9 protein-coding genes, 1 tRNA gene and 1 pseudogene are annotated in these 16,512 nt (G+C 66.2%); 6 read left to right on the top strand and 5 right to left on the bottom strand.

Annotation, left to right across the window (positions count from 1 at the left end; genetic code table 11):
* Positions 1-62: 62 nt before the first annotated feature.
* Both ARTSIC4J27_RS16750 and ARTSIC4J27_RS16745 read right to left on the bottom strand, forming a co-directional pair.
* Complete coding sequence (locus tag ARTSIC4J27_RS16750) at positions 63-620, bottom strand: GNAT family N-acetyltransferase (RefSeq protein WP_235436736.1); 558 nt, start codon at positions 618-620, stop codon at positions 63-65.
* Positions 590-2,830: a prolyl oligopeptidase family serine peptidase gene (locus ARTSIC4J27_RS16745; protein WP_050056343.1), complete on the bottom strand. Its 2,241-nt coding sequence runs from the start codon at positions 2,828-2,830 to the stop codon at positions 590-592. Before ARTSIC4J27_RS16745 ends, ARTSIC4J27_RS16750 begins: the two co-directional genes overlap by 31 nt.
* Before the next feature lie 85 nt (positions 2,831-2,915).
* On the opposite strand from ARTSIC4J27_RS16745, the gene ARTSIC4J27_RS16740 reads away from it, so the two are divergent.
* The 5 genes from ARTSIC4J27_RS16740 to ARTSIC4J27_RS16720 all read left to right on the top strand — a co-directional run bounded on the left by ARTSIC4J27_RS16740 (position 2,916) and on the right by ARTSIC4J27_RS16720 (position 9,249).
* Positions 2,916-4,856, top strand: a complete 1,941-nt coding sequence (locus tag ARTSIC4J27_RS16740) for an FAD/NAD(P)-binding protein (RefSeq protein ID WP_050056342.1) — start codon at positions 2,916-2,918, stop codon at positions 4,854-4,856.
* A gap of 531 nt (positions 4,857-5,387) precedes the next feature.
* Positions 5,388-6,470, top strand: a complete 1,083-nt coding sequence (locus ARTSIC4J27_RS16735; protein ID WP_050056341.1) for an ABC transporter substrate-binding protein — start codon at positions 5,388-5,390, stop codon at positions 6,468-6,470.
* A 3-nt stretch (positions 6,471-6,473) separates the two neighbouring features.
* Entirely contained in the window at positions 6,474-7,376 is a 903-nt protein-coding gene (locus tag ARTSIC4J27_RS16730) for an ABC transporter ATP-binding protein (protein ID WP_050056340.1), read from the top strand.
* On the top strand, positions 7,376-8,275 hold the full coding sequence (locus tag ARTSIC4J27_RS16725) for an ABC transporter permease (protein WP_050056339.1): 900 nt from the start codon (positions 7,376-7,378) through the stop codon (positions 8,273-8,275). The genes ARTSIC4J27_RS16730 and ARTSIC4J27_RS16725 overlap by 1 nt, the downstream gene beginning before the upstream one ends.
* Before the next feature lie 50 nt (positions 8,276-8,325).
* On the top strand, positions 8,326-9,249 hold the full coding sequence (locus tag ARTSIC4J27_RS16720) for a TauD/TfdA dioxygenase family protein (RefSeq protein WP_050056338.1): 924 nt from the start codon (positions 8,326-8,328) through the stop codon (positions 9,247-9,249).
* A 140-nt stretch (positions 9,250-9,389) separates the two neighbouring features.
* Here ARTSIC4J27_RS16720 and ARTSIC4J27_RS16715 read toward each other — a convergent pair.
* The 3 genes and pseudogenes from ARTSIC4J27_RS16715 to ARTSIC4J27_RS16705 form a co-directional block, all read right to left on the bottom strand.
* Positions 9,390-13,930 (bottom strand): annotated as a pseudogene (locus tag ARTSIC4J27_RS16715) (ExeM/NucH family extracellular endonuclease).
* A 377-nt stretch (positions 13,931-14,307) separates the two neighbouring features.
* Positions 14,308-15,102, bottom strand: coding sequence for a VOC family protein (locus ARTSIC4J27_RS16710; protein WP_050056337.1), 795 nt, complete (start codon positions 15,100-15,102; stop codon positions 14,308-14,310).
* Between the two features lie 172 nt (positions 15,103-15,274).
* Positions 15,275-15,362, bottom strand: a tRNA-Ser gene (locus tag ARTSIC4J27_RS16705).
* A 108-nt stretch (positions 15,363-15,470) separates the two neighbouring features.
* On the opposite strand from ARTSIC4J27_RS16705, the gene ARTSIC4J27_RS16700 reads away from it, so the two are divergent.
* The gene (locus ARTSIC4J27_RS16700) at positions 15,471-16,454 is read left to right on the top strand and encodes an NAD(P)H-quinone oxidoreductase (RefSeq protein ID WP_050056336.1); all 984 of its coding nucleotides are present in this window, start codon (positions 15,471-15,473) and stop codon (positions 16,452-16,454) included.
* Positions 16,455-16,512 lie beyond the last annotated feature (58 nt).

Genomic DNA, 16,512 nt, shown 5'->3' with positions numbered 1-16,512 from the left:
GCAAAACGGGTCACCGGGCCCCCGAAAAGCACTCCGGGGGCCGCCGGAAGGAGGGACGGGAACTAGCGAAGGGCCGCCTGCCGGGGCCGTACCATCCTGATTTCCCGCAGGTTCTCCCACTCCGGGATGACGTCCGCGGCGCCGTCGGGGGCAAAACCGAAGTGCCCGTAAAAACTGATGGCCCGCGCATTGTCCGCCGCCACCCACAGGCTCGCAGCCTCACCATCCAGCGCGGCCTCAAGGAGCCGGCGCCCCAGGCCCTGCCCCTGGTGTGACGCCAACAGGTACAACCCCCACAGTTCCAGGTCGCCGGACGACGGCGGAACGAAGCCGTGCGAAGCAGCGCCCGGCTCCCGCCGGACGCCGGCGAATCCCACTACGGTGCCGGCGTCGGTTGCCACCCAGGCGTCCGCCGGCTCGGCAGCCTCCAGCAGGTGGCGCCAGAGGGGCAGCCGGGAAGCGCGGTTCTGCGACGCAAGGAACTCTCCGGACAACATGCCGCGGTAAGTCTCCTGCCAGCAGCGGACATGCACCTCCGCCAACTGCTCCACATCGCCTGCCGCAGCCCGGCGCACCGCCAGTGCCAAGGCTACGAGGCCCCGCCGGCCAGCGCCTTCCACAGGAAATGGTGGCTGCGGGCCTGCAGTGCAGCGGCCTGCCGGTTGTCCGAGGCTCCGGCGTGCCCGCCCTCCAGCGCTTCGTGGAACCAGACGTTGGGGATGCCCATGGCAAGCATCCGGGCAGCCATTTTGCGCGCCTGCACCGGGCCCACCCTGTCATCCGAGGTGGCGGTCCAGATAAACGCTTCCGGGTACTCCACCCCGTCCTTGAGCAGGTGGTACGGAGAAAAAGTGCGGATGTACTCCCACTGCTCCGGAACATCCGGGTCGCCGTACTCGGCGATCCAGGAGTGGCCCGCGGAAAGCCTGGTGTAGCGGCGCATATCCAGCAGCGGCACGCCGCAGGACACAGCCCCGAACAGTTCCGGGTACTGGGTCAGCATGTTTCCCACCAGAAGCCCGCCGTTGGACCCGCCCACGCAGCCCAAACGCTCCGGGGAGGTGACCCCGCGGGAGATGAGGTGCCGGGCTACGGCGGCGAAGTCCTGGTACGCCTTGTGCCGGTTCTCCTGCAGGGCTGCCCGGTGCCAAGCCGGCCCGTACTCGCCGCCGCCCCGGATGTTCGCCACCACATATACGCCGCCCCGCGAGTGCGTATCGCCGTCGGCGCCGGCGGACAGGGATGTCCGGCGCTCCAGCCACGCCCTGCCCACCGTGCCGCTGTACGCGGGAGTGCGGGAGACCTCGAAGCCGCCGTACCCGGAAAGCTGCGTGGGGTTCTGTCCATCCAGGGCCAGGTCCCGCGAGGCCACCTGGAAGTAGGGAACCCGGGTGCCGTCGTCGGACACGGCGAAATGCTGCTGCACTTCATAGTTTTCGTCGGCAAAAAACGACGGCGACGTCTTCACTACGGCGTGCCGGCTCACCACTCCACTGGTCCCGTCAGCGGCGCGCTCCACAGTGCCCCGCATCAGGGTGCTGGGGGTGGTGAAGCCCGTGGCGACGAGCCAGAAGTCGTCGCCCGCGCCGCCGTCGGCCTCGTCTTCGTCGTCCACGGCGTAGGCGTTGACGTCGTGCAGCGGCGGGCAGGCATCGAGCAGCGAAGACTCCCAGGCCGCCTGCGGGGATGCGCCGGGCCGCGACGGATCAAGCACCCGGATCTCGGAGGACACGTCCTTCAGGAGATTCAGGAGCAGGAAATTCCGGGTCCAGCTCCAGGACTGCAGGGACGTGTTGGCATCGGGCGTGAACAGCACCGAAACCTTCCGCGAGCCCGCCAGGTAGTCCTCAAACGGAGCAGCGAGGAGCGAACCGGCCGGGTACGTGGCGCCGTCGAGCACCCAGTCCTGCTGGGGCCGGAACAGCAGCCACTCGCGGTGGGCGCTGACGTTGACGTCGGTGGGAACATCAATCACCACCCAGGAGCCATCCCGCAGCACCGCGTTGGTGCGGTTGTAGAAATCGATGTAGTCAACGGCGAAGGTCCGTTCGAAGCCGGGCGTCGAGTCATGCGCCACCACGGCCATCATGTGGTTCTCGGGCACCTCAAACAGGCGGGGTGCGCCGGGCAGCGATCCGCCGCGCTTCAGGGTGACGGCGGTGCGGGCGTAGGAGGAAGCCGTCCGCGGAAGTCCCTCTGCCGTGGAGGCCACCAGGAGCGTGTCCGCGTCCAGCCACGAGACGTGGCCCTTCGCCGTCGGCAGGTCAAAGCCATTCTGCGCCGGGTCCACGAAGGTCCGCGTTTCGACGTCGAATTCCCGGTACCGGTTGGCGTCGCCGCCGTCGGGGGACAAAGCCAGCAGCGCGTGCCGGTAGGGCTCACCGGCGGCCGGGCGGAGGAAGGTTGCGCCGTGGAAGACCCATTCCTCGCCTTCAGCGGCGGACAGGGCGTCGACGTCCAGCAGGACGTCCCAGTCCGGGGCATCCGTGCAGTAGCTCTCCCACGTGGTGCGGCGCCAGAGGCCCTTCGGGTTCTGCCGGTCCTTCCAGAAGTTGTAGTACCAGTCGCCGCGCTTGCCCGCCATGGCGATCCGGTCCGTAGAGTCCAGCACCTCCAGGATGCTGCCCTCCAGCTGCACGTAATCGGCGTCCTCCAGCAGGTCCTCCGTGCGGGAGTTCTGCTCTTTCACCCAGGCAAGCTGCTCCTCGCCGTAGATGTCCTCAAGCCAGACGTTCTCGTCCGTGGGCTCGGGCGCGATGCCCTGCGGGTCGGTGCCGGAGGTGTTGCCGAAACCGGGGGCGGGCGCTGGATCAGCTGCAGTGGTGGTCATGCGCCCCATCCAAACAACATCGGCAGACGGCTGGCAAGTCAAGCGCCCGGCGCATACTTTGTTTCCAGCCCGTACGCTGGATGCCGTGGAAATAACGCAAAGCATCCGGACCGCCATCATCGGGGCAGGTCCGCGGGGCACCAGCGTCCTGGAACGCCTGCTGGCCCGTTGCGCGGCGCGGAACGCTTCCAGGTCCGGCCCGGTGCGCCTCCACATCGATGTGGTCGATCCCTATCCCGCGGGCCCCGGGCACGTGTGGCAGCCGCAGCAGTCCCGGCTGTTCCTGATGAACACCCAGTCCTTCTATCCCACACTGATCCCCGAGGACCCTGACCTGGCCCCGCCCATCGCCGGCACCACCTTCGAACAGTGGCGGGCCCGGCAGCGGCGCAACCCCGCGCCCTCCCTGACCGAGGAAGAGCTCGCAGAGCTGGCCGTCCTGGAAGCCGCCGATTTCCCCAGCCGCGCCCTTTACGGCCGCTACCTCCGCGGCATTGTGGAGGAACTGATGAGCAACCTGCCCGACGGTGTCAGCATCGACTTCCACGAAACGACCGCGTTGTCGGTGCGCCCCTCGGGGGACGGAACGTTCGACGTCGGCCTGGCCACCGGAACGACGCTGCGCACCGGCTCCGTGGTGCTGGCGCTGGGCCACATCCCGTCCCGGCTGAACCCCGAACAGCGGGAGCTGCAGGCCGCGGCGGAGCAATTGGGACTGCAGTACCTGCCGCCGGCCGTGCCTGCGGACGTGGACTGGTCCCGGATTCCTTCCGGCGAACCCGTGCTGGTCCGGGGCATGGGCCTGAACTTCTTCGATACCATGGTCCAGCTGACCGAGGGCCGCGGCGGAAAATTCCTCAGCAACGGCACGGGGTTCCGCTACGAGCCCTCCGGCCAGGAACCGCACATCATCGCCGCATCCCGCCGCGGAACGCCGTACCGCGCCAAAGCGGCCCTGAACGGCTACTACCCGGAGTCGGTCACCCTGCGGTACTTCACGGAGGCGGCGCTGGAACGCTTCCGCACCGCCGGTATCCGCCCGGCATTCGACCACGATTTCTGGCCGCTCCTGCACCGCGATGCGCTTTGGGCGTACTACTCAACCCTGGTGCGCTCGCAGCCGAACGCCGTACCTGACTCCGCGGCCTTCCTTGCCGCGCTGGACGAAGCCCTCCATCCGCACGCGCACAGCGCAGCGAACTGGGAGGACAGCGTGGAAAGCGTGCTCGCCGTCCACGTGGGCCCGCGGCACCGGCTGGACCTGCCTGGTCTGGCCGGGCCCCTGGCCGGACGCTCGTTTGCTTCGCGCACCGAACTGGACGCCGCCGTCGTGGACTACCTGCTGGACGATGCCCGCCGGTCCGCGCTCGGCGAGGACGACCCCGTCAAGATGGCTATCGGTGCCCTCCACCACGGACGCGCCGTCCTGAAGGCAGCAGTGGCCGACGGCGGCATCACCGACGAATCCTGGGTGGCTGGATTGCGTGGCTGGTTCGAGTCGTTCGTGGAGGGGCTGGCCAGCGGGCCGCCCGCCCTGCGTGCCGAGCAGCTCGCGGCGCTGGCCAAGGCAGGCGTAGTCAGCTTTGTGGGGCCCGACCCCAAGTTCGCGGTGGACCGGAAAAACGGCGTCTTCACGGCGGCTTCGCCCTGGGTCGCCGCTGCCCCGGTAACGGCAAAGACCATGGTGGAAGCGCTGGCGCCCGGCAACAGGGTCTCCGCCAACGATTCGCCGGTCCTGGAGCAGTTGCTGGCGGACGGGCTAGTGCGGCCGCGGCTCATGATGACCGTGGAGGGCGCCCCCGTGCAGTCCACCGGCCTGGATGTTGTGCCGCACCCGTACCGGCCCCTGGCAGCCAACGGATCCGTGACGGAGGGGCTGTACGTGCTGGGGCTGCAGCTCTCCTCGGTCCAGTGGGGCACCGCCATCGCCGCCGAGGCCTTCCAGCCCGGCGGGCCGAACTACCGCAGCGGCCAGCGGACCCTGCGCGACGCTGACGAAATCGCGGGCGCCATCCTGGACTCCTGACCCGTGGAGTTTTTGTCCAGATATGCAGGGTTCGAGGCCTCCCAAGCCTGCATACCTGGACAAAAACTCAGGGCTGCGTGAGGGCGCGGGTCTGTAACACTGCGGCGCTTCCGGCAGAAATATTCTGACTTCCGAGCACGGCGGTGGGCCGGTGCGGCCGCTGTGACTTGCGCCGGGGCTCGCGAGCCCCGTGGATTCGGCCGCCCGCACGCCCTGTTCATTGCGCCCTGAAGTCGCGGCGGGACATCACGTGGCCGCATGTGACCTTGCGTGGAGCGTTTTCCTTACCGGGCATTAACCGGCGTTTCCGTATGTGGCCCTGCATGTCCCACCATGTCAGCAGGCAACCACATGGAACGTCCCGTGACGCTGCACGTCCTGCAATTTCCCCGGGTTTCCTGCGGTTAACCCGCCTCTTCTGCCCCGGAATCTTTCCTGTTCTAGTTGTCCCCACGGCCAGCCCGGCACGGCCAGCCCGGCCCGGATCCCTAACTGCACCGGTCCCCAACGAACAGCAGAAAGAACAGCATCATGAAAAACGGACTCCTCTCCAAAAGGCACCGCCCCGCCGCCGGCGTGGCAGCAGCCATCGCTGCCGCCGCGGCACTCACGCTGGCGCTGTCAGGGTGCGGCGGGCCGGCGACGGCCCAGCAGGGCGGGACGAGTGGCGGCACGGAAACTAAAACCGTCCGTTACCAGGGTTCGCCCAACAGCGTCGCACTGCTGGAAGTGGCTGAAGATCTCGGCTACCTGGGCGACGTCAAGCTCGAATGGGTCAGCAACACCACCAGCGGCCCCCAAAGCATCCAGTCCGTCGCCACGGACCAGACGGACATTGGCGGCGCGTTTACCGGTGCCGTGATCAAGCTGATCGAGGCCGGCGCCCCGGTCCAGGCGGTCATCAACTACTACGGCGAGGACAAGGACACCTTCACCGGGTACTACGTGGAGGAAGGAAGCCCGATCAAAACCCCCAGGGACCTGATCGGCAAGAAAGTCGCCGTCAACACACTCGGCGCCCACCACGAAGCGGTCATCACCACCTACCTGAAAAACAGCGGACTCACGCCCGAGGAGATCAAGCAGGTCCAACTCGTTGTGGTGCCGCCCAACGAAACCGAGGTGGCGCTCCGCAAGAAACAGGTGGATGTGGGCACCCTGGGCGGCGTCCTCCAGGACCGCGCGCTCGCCGAGGGCGGCATCCGCGCCCTGTTCACCGACGTCGGGGTCATTGGGGGACCGTTCGACGCCGGCCAGTATGTCCTGCGCAAGGACTTCATCGCGAAGAACCCCGAAACCAGCCGCACCGTAGTGACGGGGGTGGCCAAGGCCATCGAATGGGAGCGCACCACCCCGCGCGAGCAGGTGATTGCCAAGTTCGAGGAGATCATCGCCAAGCGCGGCCGGAATGAGAGCACCGAAGCACTTAAGTACTGGAAGAGCGTGGGTGTGGCCTCACCCGGCGGACGGATCCAGGACCAGGACTTCACCCGGTGGGAGGACTACCTGAAGTCCGCCGGGATCATCAACGGCGCCCTGGACACCGCAAAGCTCTACACCAACGAGTTCAACCTGCTGGAAAACTCCGCGCCGGCAGCAACTTCCAAAGGATAAAAGATGACTCCCAAGATCAGCCTTCGCAACGTGACCAAGGAGTTCGCGGTCCGCCAGGCCAAGGGCCAGGGCAGGGGAAAGGGCAAGCCGGGCTGGCGGCAGGCGGAAGCGTCCGTCCTGACAGCACTGTCCGATCTCAGCCTCGACGTCGCCGCCGGCGAATTCCTCACCCTGGTGGGACCAAGCGGTTCCGGCAAAACAACCCTGCTGGACCTGCTCGCCGGGCTGTCCAGCCCAACCTCCGGAAACGTCCTGGTGGACGGCAGGCCTGTAACAGGCCCCGGCCAGGACCGGGCCGTCGTTTTCCAGCAGTACGCGCTGTTTCCCTGGCGCACGGCATCGGCCAACGTCTCCATCGGCCTCGAGAACAGCGGGCTGTCCAGGAAGGAGCGGGCCGCCAAAGCCAGTGAATTCCTGGACCTCGTGGGCTTGGCCGGGTTCGAGGACCGGTATCCGCACGAACTGTCCGGCGGTATGAAGCAGCGCGTGGCCATCGCCAGGAGCCTCGCCTATGAGCCGGACATCCTCCTGATGGACGAACCCTTCGCGGCCCTGGACGCCCAGACCCGCGAACAGCTCCAGGACGAGCTCCTGCGGATCTGGAAAGCCACCGGCAAGACCATCGTGTTCATCACGCACGGCATCGACGAAGCCGTCTACCTCGGCCAGCGCGTGGCAGTGCTCAGTGCCCGCCCGGGCCGGCTCAAGGAAATTGTTGGCATCAACATCCCGGACCGGGACGGCGGCGAGGACATCCGCTCCCACCCTGCCTTTGTGGAACACCGCCACCAGGTCTGGTCCCTCCTGCACGACGAGGTCCGGCTGGCCCAGGACTCCGGCCACCGGAAGATCCTTCCGGACGGCACCGCCCCCGACGAAGAGCCCGCTGAAAGGAGCGCTGCCTGATGAGCGCACTGCTGACCCAACCGCACCCGCCGGCCGCCGCCGTCGACCCTTCCCACCCGGCCGAACCATCGCCGCGCGCAACAGAGCAACGCCCGACGGCGGCACCCGGGTTCGCTGCCCTGGCAAGCCTCGCCGCGCGGGCCGGCTGGAAGTCCCTCGCCGTGGTGCTGTTCCTTGCCTTGTGGGAATTCGGCCCGACCTTCCTGGCTGCCCCGGCCACCAAGGTGTTCCTTCCGCCCCTGCACGAAGTCCTGGCCGCCGGCGCCCGGCTGGTGGAGACCGGGCAGCTGCAAAGCCACCTCCAGGCAAGCCTGACCCGTTCGGCATCCGGCTTCATCATCGCGGTGGTGTCCGCCGTGGTCCTGGGACTCCTGATCGCCTGGTACGGCTGGCTGAACTCGTTCCTGAACCCGCTCCTGGAGCTCTTCCGCAACACCGCAGCCCTGGCCCTGCTGCCGGTGTTCACCCTGCTGCTGGGCATCGGCGAAGAATCCAAAATCACCATCGTGGCCTACGCTGCGTTCTTCCCGGTGCTGCTGAACACCATCGCCGGTGTCCGGACGGTAGACCCGCTGCTGATCCGGGCCGCAAGGTCCCTGGGGCTGGGCAGCTTCCGGCTCTTCCAGAAGGTGATCCTCCCGTCCGCCGTGCCAACGATCTTCACCGGAATCAGGATGGCCGGCACGTCGTCCATCCTGGTGCTCATCGCCGCAGAGATGGTCGGTGCCAAAGCGGGCCTGGGCTACCTGATCGTCAATTCCCAGATGAGCTTCCTGATCCCGGACATGTACGCCGGCATCCTTACGGTCTCCGTGCTCGGGCTGCTGGTAAACGTCCTGCTCGTGGCACTGGAACGGCACTTCTCCCGCTGGCGCACCGCCGTCGGCTCCGGCAACTGACCACCAAACGAATCACCTGAACCAACCGCACTGAAAGGCAAGGAACCACAATGACCCTCATTACCGAAACCAAACTCGAATTCACCAAGCTGGGTGCCCGCATCGGTGCCGAAATCCGCGGCCTGGACCTCAGTGCCGACCTCAGTGACGACACCATCGCCCAGATCCGCGAAGCCTTGAATACGCACAAGGCACTGGTCTTCCGTGAGGCCAATATCGGTAGCGACGAGGACCAGGTGCGGTTTGCCAGCCGGTTCGGCCCGCTCACCAAGGCGCACCCCACCGTGGCGTCTGTGGACGGAAAGCCTGCGGTCCTGCCCGTCGACAGCGAGAACGGCAGCGCGAACAACTGGCACACCGATGTCACGTTTGTGGTCAACCCGCCGCAAGCCTCCACCCTGCGCAGCATCACCTTGCCGGCATACGGCGGGGAAACCCTGATCGCGTCGTCCGCCGGCGCCTACCAGAACCTGCCCGATGAGCTGCGGAACTTCGCCGACACCCTGTGGGCCATCCATACCAACGACTACGACTACTCCGTCCCGAAGAACCTGGAGCACAGCAACGCGGAGGAGCGGCGCAAGGAGTTCACCCGGATCCACTTTGAAACCGCCCACCCGGTGGTGCGCGTGCATCCGTTGACGGGGGAGCGCGGGCTGTTCATCGGCGGCTTCGCCCAGCGCCTCAGGATCGTGGGGCTGTCCAACACCGAATCGAAGGACATCCTGCGCATCCTGCAGGCCTACATCACCCGCCCGGAGAACGTGGTCCGGGTGAACTGGGAACCGAACCAGTTGGTGTTGTTTGATAACCGCATCACCCAGCACTACGCCCCGGACAACTACGACCGCCAGCCGCGCACGCTGAACCGCGTCACCATCGCCGGCGATATTCCGGTGGGCGTGGACGGCCGCAGCAGCCAAGCCATCAAGGGCGACTCGTCCGCGTACTCGGAGACGGTGGTGCTCCCCTAAAACCCGGAGTTTTTGTCCAGATATGCAGGGCTGAAGGCACCGGAAGTCGGCATATGTGGACAAAAACTCCAAATAGAGAAGGTGCCCCTCCCTGGCCTTGCCCGGCCGGGAGGGGCACCTTTTTTCTACTGGCCCCTGTGCTAGCCGCGCAGGCAGTGCTGGTACTGCAGCCAGGCGATGCCGTACCGGATCCAGCCGAGGACGTCGTACCACTTCGTGGGGGTACCGGAGTGGTGCACACCGGTTCAACCGGCGGGACCGCCACGCTCACATCAGCAGTGACCAAGGTTCCGGATTCAACAGCAGTGAGGACCAGGGTCCCGGTTCCTGTTGCGGCGCCGGCCGGAACCGACAGGTTCACGGTGGCCGCCCCGGCACTGACGGGCACTGATCCGAGCTGGGTTGCCGTCCCGGCGGAATCGGTGAAGACAGCTGACAGCACGGTGTTGACCGGGCTGCCCAGCGACGCCAGGTCCAGCTTGGAGACCGTCAGGGTGATAGGCTCCCCGGGCTTTACCTCAGGCGCAGTGGTGTTGGCGACAGCCACTGACCTGCGCGCGAAGTCAGGCGAGACCGGGCTGCTCTTCTGCAGGTAACCGATCCAGGCATCCCGGTCCACCAGCCCCGAGTCCCTGGTATTGGCACCCTCAGTGAAGACCCGGAAGTTGTCGCCCCCGGTGGCCAGGAAGCTGAACGTCCCCACCCGGTAGGACTTGACCGGATCAAGCGTGGCCCCGTTCACCCGGACGGACGTGATGCGGTCCCCGGCCGGACGGGCGGCGTCATAGGTGTAGTTGACGTTCTTCGACAGGCCGAGCTGCAGGTAGGCGCGGCTGGGAACGGTACCGTCCGCATTGGTCTGCCACTGCTGTTCCAGCAGCGTCTTGAACTGCGCACCCGTCAGCGACGTGGTCCAAAGGTTGTTCACGAACGGCAGCACCGCGTTGGCCTCCGCGTAAGTGATGGTTCCATCCGGAGCGTAGTACAGCTCGTTCCGGAGCCCGCCGGGGTTGACCACGCCGATTTCGGCCCCGCCGAGTTCCGCCGGCTGCAGTGAGGCCAGCAGGGAATCGGCCACCAAGTAGCCCAGGGTTGACTCGCTGCCGCGGTCATCACGTTTGGCAACACCGGCGGCATCCGTGGTGAAGGCCGTGGTGATGTCCGCGGTGACGGAACCGACAGGCTGGTTGCCCACCACGGCGGCGTCCGCCAGCGCCTTTTTCACGATGGCGTCGACGGCGGCCACCCGGGGGTACGCGGCGATCAGGTCCGCCGCCGGGTCGGTGGTGCGCTTGACGTTGCCGGCCTTGTACGCAGTGACTTCCTTGGTGGCGGTGTCCACGGTGAGCTGGATCTGCCCCACGTTCTCGCCGTAGTTGCCGGTCTGGACGATGGGGCGGGTCTTGCCGGCCGCTCCCGGGACGGGGGCGTCCCAGGCGTATTCCTTGTGCGTGTGGCCGGTGAAGATGGCGTCAACGTCCGGGGATGTTTCGGTGACCAGCTTCGCGAAGGGGCCCCCGGCTGCCACTTCCTCCTCCAAAGTGGCGCCTTCCACCGTTCCCGAGCCGGCGCCGTCGTGGTTCTCCACGATGATGACGTCGGCAAGGTTGCCTGCCGTGATCTTTGCTGCGGCCCGGTTGATCGCTTCCACCGGGTCGCCGAACTCCAGGTCCGCGACGCCGGCCGGGGTCACCAGGGAGGGGACCTCCTGGGTGACGGTGCCGATCACGGCCACCTTGATGCCGTTCATGTCCAGGATGGTGTACTCGGGCAGGACCGGTTCGGTGGTGCCCTTGTGGTAGACGTTCGCTCCCAGGTAGGGGAACTTGGCGTTGGAACCGCCGGCGATGACGCGGTCCCGAAGGTCCGCCCAGCCGCCGTCGAACTCGTGGTTGCCCACCGCGGAAGCCTGAAGCTCCAGGGCGTTCAGCACGTCGATGGTGGGCTGGTCCTTGGCGACGGCGGACGCGAACAGGGATGCACCGATGTTGTCGCCGGCGGAGAGGAAGGCGGTGGCACCCGGAGCGGCTGCTGCGCGCAGCTTCTCGATGGTGCCGGCGAACTGGACCGTGTTGGTGTCGATCCTTCCGTGGAAGTCGTTGATGCCCAGGAAGTTCAGGTCAACAGTGGCCAGCGCGGGCTGCAGGTTCAGGCCCACAATCACCGGATCATGGTCGCTGGCGCGGAACTGGTCCGGGGCGTAGTAGTTGGTGACGTTGTTGTTGTAGCGGCTGTACTCCAGCGCTACGGACTCCACGGAATTGATGTTCCAGATGTCCGCGCCCGCCACCACGGCATTGGCCGCAGGGGAGGCGAGGATGTGGTCCAGCGAGCCGACCATCCCGCCGAAGAGGTAGGAGTGCTTGGCACTGCCATCGGCGTTGCGGGCCTTATCGTCCTGGTTGACGTACCCCTCGGCGGTGAAGACGTTGATGGGGTCTTCCTTGGCGTAGGAGTTGAAGTCGCCAATCAGGAAGACTTTGTCCGTGCCCTTGGACTGCTGCAGGGATTTGGTGAACTCAAGCAGGGACTTGGCCTGGGCGGTGCGCGCCAGGTTTGATGCGCCCTGGCCCTTGTCCGTGTCGTCCGGGGTAGCGGCCGATCCCTTGGACTTGAAGTGGTTGGCGATGGCGATGAACTCTGACCCGGCACCGCCGCCTACCGGCTTGAAGACCTGTGCCAGCGGCTTGCGTGCACTGGCGAAGGCAACCGTGTCGTTGTGGATGATCGATTCACCCACGGGTTCGGCCACGGCCTTTTTGTAGATGAAGGCGGTGCGGATCATGTCCTCGTCGCTCAGCGGCGGCGCGTTGGCGGGCGTCCGGACGTAGTCCCAGATCCCCGGGGTCGCGATGTTCAGGGCGTCCACCAGTTTGGCCAGGGCGTCGTCCCGGTTCTTGCCGAACTGTGCGGAGTTTTCGATCTCCATCAGCGTGACGACATCTGCGCCAGCCTTGGTAATGGCCGCGACGATCTTGTCCTGCTGCCGTTTGAAGTTCTCGGCGTTGGCCGCCCCGCGGGCGTTGCAGCCGTCCCGGACGGTGATCGGGTTGCCGTCACGGTCCTCGTAGTAGGTGCAGCCGGTTAGCTGGTCGCCGGTCGTGGGAAAGTAGTTCAACACGTTGAAGGAGGCGATTTTCAGGGCGCCGCCCACGGATGCGGGAGCGTCCGTCCGCGTGGCCCCGAAGGTGGCGGGTTGGACGGTGGCTTTGTTGGCTTCGGTCAGGTGCGTGAGCGGCTGGAGCTTCCAGGCATTGTTCGCGTAGCCAAGCACTACGTTGGTGGTGAAAGTGGCGGATGAGCCCACCCGGACCGGATCCATGGTGGTCAGGTAGGGCAGTACCAGGGCTTTGGTGGCGGCGTCCCTAAGGAAGTTGGTGCTGGAGCCGTCGTCGAGCTTGATGGCGCGGGCAGCGTTGTCCGCCACAGCCGTGGTGTACTCGGCAGAGCCGTAAGGTGCGACGGCGGTGGGCTGGACCAGGGGCGTGGTTCCGCCGGCAAGGCCGACCTCACCGTACTGGTTCAGGCTGTAGTTGTCCGTAACGGTCAGCGGGCCTTGGGGCGCCAGCAGCATCCCTTCGAGGGACTCACGGAAGGCTTCGGTGGCGGGCAGCGTAAAGGCGGTGGCCTTCACTTCGGGGGCTGGTTCCGTCAGTTTGGCCAGCCCGGCCCCCGAGGTGACGTTGAGCTGGGTCATCCCGTAGTACTCCGCGACGGTGCCGGTGACCTGGACATAATCACCCGCTTGCACGGAGGCCGCGGTGGCTGGGGAGTAGACGAAGATGCCGTCCGAGGCGGTGTGGTTGGTTGCTGTCAGGTCACCGCCGGTTCCCGCGGTCTGCAGGTAGTAGCCGTTGAGTCCGCCGGTGGGGAAGACAGCTGTGACCTTGCCCGTGGTGGTCACAGTGGTTCCGGCCAGCGGGCTTTCGGTGCCCGTGCCCTGGATTTCGGCAATGCTCCTGGGTGACGGCGTGGGCGTCGGGTCCGGTGTTGGATCCGGATCCGGTGCGGTGCCGCCGGCTCCCGTTGGGGTGATGGCCGCGTTGAGGCTGAAGTCCGCCGCATTGCTGTTGCTGTCTGCCCCGGCGGACCGGTTCAGGCTTTTGACGTCGGTATTGCCGGCAGGGGCAGGTGCTGCCTGTGTTTCGAAGGTGTTGGAGGCGCCGTAGCCCAGGAGGTCCGCCACGCCGGACGGCTCCACCTGGGAGCCGGTGGCGAGCACGACGGCGGTGGGCTGCTTCGCGAGCACGATGGTTCCGGCCGCGCCGCTGAAGTTCAGGGCTCCCGCCACCAGATCCGGTGCCGGAAGGTCTGCGCCGTTGGCCCCGTTGCTTGAGCCCTGGACGAGGTAGTGTCCCTTGGCCGGGATGGAGCCGGAAAGGGCCGCAACGCCGGCGGGAGCCGCGGTGCCTGTTGCGGAGCGGTATTGCAGCGACCAGCCGGCCAGGGAGACCGGCTCATCCGAGGAGTTGTAGAGTTCAACGAATTTGTTTTTGTAGGCGGCACCGCTGCTGCCGCCGCTGAGGTAGGCCTCGTTGATTACAACGGGCGAGGTTCCTGCCGCGGCTGAGACCTCCGCGGCTGTAGAGTCCGCAACTGCGGGCAAGGCTGCCAGGGGAGCTGCTGCCAGCCCCGCTGACAGCACTGTGCGCAGCGCTAATTTCCAAGGTGTTTGATGCATCCGCTCTTACTTTCAGAAGGGTTCCCGGTGGGGAAACCGATGGAAGGTGTCCGGGTTGTACCGACGGACAAGGGCCCGGATCCTGCTCCTGGTCAAGTGGTATCCGGCACATCACAGCAGCGTTGAATGAACGCAGGGTTGATAGCGCGTACATTCGGCGGAACGTCCCCCAGCGGAACGTACCGCCCCGCCGTCCGGTTGCCCCGGTAGCCCGGTCCCGGCGGAAGCTGTCAGTGCTTGGGTTGGTGGCCGGTACGGAATGTGCCGTCCATCACACAAAGGATACCGGCCGGTAGCTTTAAGGAAAGCTCCGGCCGGCATGTTGCCGGTAACCGTTTCCGGGTGTCAGTCCGGCCTCCCGTTATGGCGCGGTTGACTTAGTGGTCTCCTGCCGCGGGGTACCGGCTGGAAATGACCTTGAACATGCCGCCGGTGGGATCAGCCAGCTGTGCCACCCGGCCGAAGTCGCTGTCCGCCGGGCCGTCCAGCAGGGTTCCGCCCATAGCCAGGGCGTGCTCCACCGTGGCATCGGTGTCCTCAACCGCGAAGTACACCTGCCAGTGGGAAGGGACCTCGCCGGGAAGGTATCCGGACGCGTCCATGATTCCGGCCTGTGCCGTTTCACCCGAGCCCAGGGTGGTGTAGCGGAAGTCGGGAGAATCGCTCATAACGCTCGTCTGCCAGCCGAAGACCTTTTCGTAGAACGTCACGGCGCCCTGGTAGTTCTTGGTGTGCAGTTCGTGCCACGCGGGCGTCCCGGGTTCTCCGGCAATTTCATATCCCCGCATTTCCCGCCGCTGCCAAGCCCCTACGGACGCGCCGCTGGGGTCGCCGAACATGGCCATAATTCCCTGGGCGGGCACGTCCATGGGCGCCAGGTGAACCTGGCCGCCGTTCGCTGCCACCGAAGCTGCTGTGGCAGCGGCATCGTCGGTGCATAAGTAGGTGGACCACATGTCCGGGAATCCGGCCTGGTCCTCCTGCTTCTGCATGATGCCGGCAACCGTTTTTCCATTCCGTGACGCCGTGATGTAGCCGCCGTAAAGCTCCTGGTCGCCGGACTGGAACTGCCAGCCGAAAAGTTCGCCGTAGAACTCCCGTGCCTTGGCAGCGTCCGAGGTGATCAGGTCGATCCAGCAGGGGGAACCGGGCTTGGTGTCGGGACTGGGCATAGGGATCTCCTGGTGCGGTAGGTGTTCGGGGTGGGACACCATGAGGCTATGCGCGGGGTCTGACAGTTTCAATGGATCCCGAAGTTCCTGCCCGTCCCGGCAGTTTTAGCGCATGCAGGGGAAATGAAGGACCCCTGCCGGCCAGCATGCTGGCGGACAGGGGTCCCAATCGCGGAAGGTAAGAGATTCGAACTCTTGGTACGGGGTTACCGCACACTAGTTTTCAAGACTAGCTCCTTCGGCCGCTCGGACAACCTTCCTCGACTAGTAGTGTTTCATAGGCACTTGCCTGCAACAAAACAGAGGCGAAGAAGGTGTCCGGTGCACACTGGTTGCAGCGAGTATTCAGTCAGAAACGGGAGTGTTCCATGAAAGCCGTCTACATTTCGGAGCCGGGCGGCCCGGAGGTCCTGGAGGTCCGCGAGACGGAGGCTCCGGTACCCGGGCAGGGCGAGGTGCTGATCGACGTCGTCGCCGCCGGCCTGAACCGGGCGGACGTGCAGCAGCGCAGGGGCTTCTACCCCCCGCCGCCCGGCGCTTCGGAAATCCCCGGCCTCGAAGTATCCGGCCGGATTGCCGGATTTGGCCCCGGCGTAAGCAAACCCTTTTCCCTCGGCGACAAGGTGGTGGCACTGCTGGCCGGCGGTGGGTACGCCCAGCAGGTGGCTGTGCCGGCCGAGCAGGTCCTCCGGGTTCCCGAGGGTGTGGATCTGGTGACGGCGGCTGCCCTTCCGGAGGTGGCGGCCACGGTGTACTCCAACCTGGTGATGACCGCCCAGCTCCAGCCAGGCGAAACGGTCCTGATTCACGGCGCCACCGGCGGGATCGGCACCATGGCCATCCAGCTGGCCAAGGCCCTGGGCGCGAAGGTGGCCACCACGGCGGGAACGGATGAAAAGGTGGGGACGGCGAAGGCCTTCCTCGGTGCGGACATCGCCATCAATTACGCCGAGGAGGACTTTCCTGTAAGCCTTCGGGAGCAGAACGGCGGGCGTGGCGCGGACGTGATCCTCGACGTCGTTGGGGCCAAGTACCTTTCGCAAAACGTGGATGCCCTCGCCGACTACGGTCGGCTGGTGGTGATCGGCCTGCAGGGCGGCACCAAGGGCGAGCTGGACCTGGGCCAGCTGTTGAAGAAGCGCGCGGCGGTGGTTGCCACGGCACTCCGGCCCAGGCCGGTCCAGGAAAAGGGCGCCATCATGAACGCCGTCCGGGACGCCGTCTGGCCACTGATCACTGACGGCCGGATCCGACCGCTGGTGGCCAAAACCTTCCCGTTGGAGCAGGTCCAGGCCGCGCACAGCTACTTCGACAGCGGCGACCACGTAGGGAAGGTCCTCCTGCTGCTCTAGCTGGCGCTACCTTTCAAGAGGTGCGTAGATACTGAGTATTGCTATCCGCCAACAGCTG

The organism is Pseudarthrobacter siccitolerans (assembly GCF_001046895.1).
GTDB classification, from domain to species: domain Bacteria; phylum Actinomycetota; class Actinomycetes; order Actinomycetales; family Micrococcaceae; genus Arthrobacter; species Arthrobacter siccitolerans.
Note: the sequence above shows the minus strand (reverse complement) of the source record. Positions and strands in the feature narration are given on the sequence as shown.

What these genes read in the sequence shown, in the direction of transcription:
- ARTSIC4J27_RS16745 (WP_050056343.1), bottom strand. Translation starts at nt 2,830, where the DNA reads ATGACCACCACTGCAGCTGATCCAGCGCCCGCCCCCGGTTTCGGCAAC.
- ARTSIC4J27_RS16735 (WP_050056341.1), top strand. Translation starts at nt 5,388, where the DNA reads ATGAAAAACGGACTCCTCTCCAAAAGGCACCGCCCCGCCGCCGGCGTG.
- ARTSIC4J27_RS16730 (WP_050056340.1), top strand. Translation starts at nt 6,474, where the DNA reads ATGACTCCCAAGATCAGCCTTCGCAACGTGACCAAGGAGTTCGCGGTC.
- ARTSIC4J27_RS16725 (WP_050056339.1), top strand. Translation starts at nt 7,376, where the DNA reads ATGAGCGCACTGCTGACCCAACCGCACCCGCCGGCCGCCGCCGTCGAC.
- ARTSIC4J27_RS16720 (WP_050056338.1), top strand. Translation starts at nt 8,326, where the DNA reads ATGACCCTCATTACCGAAACCAAACTCGAATTCACCAAGCTGGGTGCC.
- ARTSIC4J27_RS16710 (WP_050056337.1), bottom strand. Translation starts at nt 15,102, where the DNA reads ATGCCCAGTCCCGACACCAAGCCCGGTTCCCCCTGCTGGATCGACCTG.
- ARTSIC4J27_RS16700 (WP_050056336.1), top strand. Translation starts at nt 15,471, where the DNA reads ATGAAAGCCGTCTACATTTCGGAGCCGGGCGGCCCGGAGGTCCTGGAG.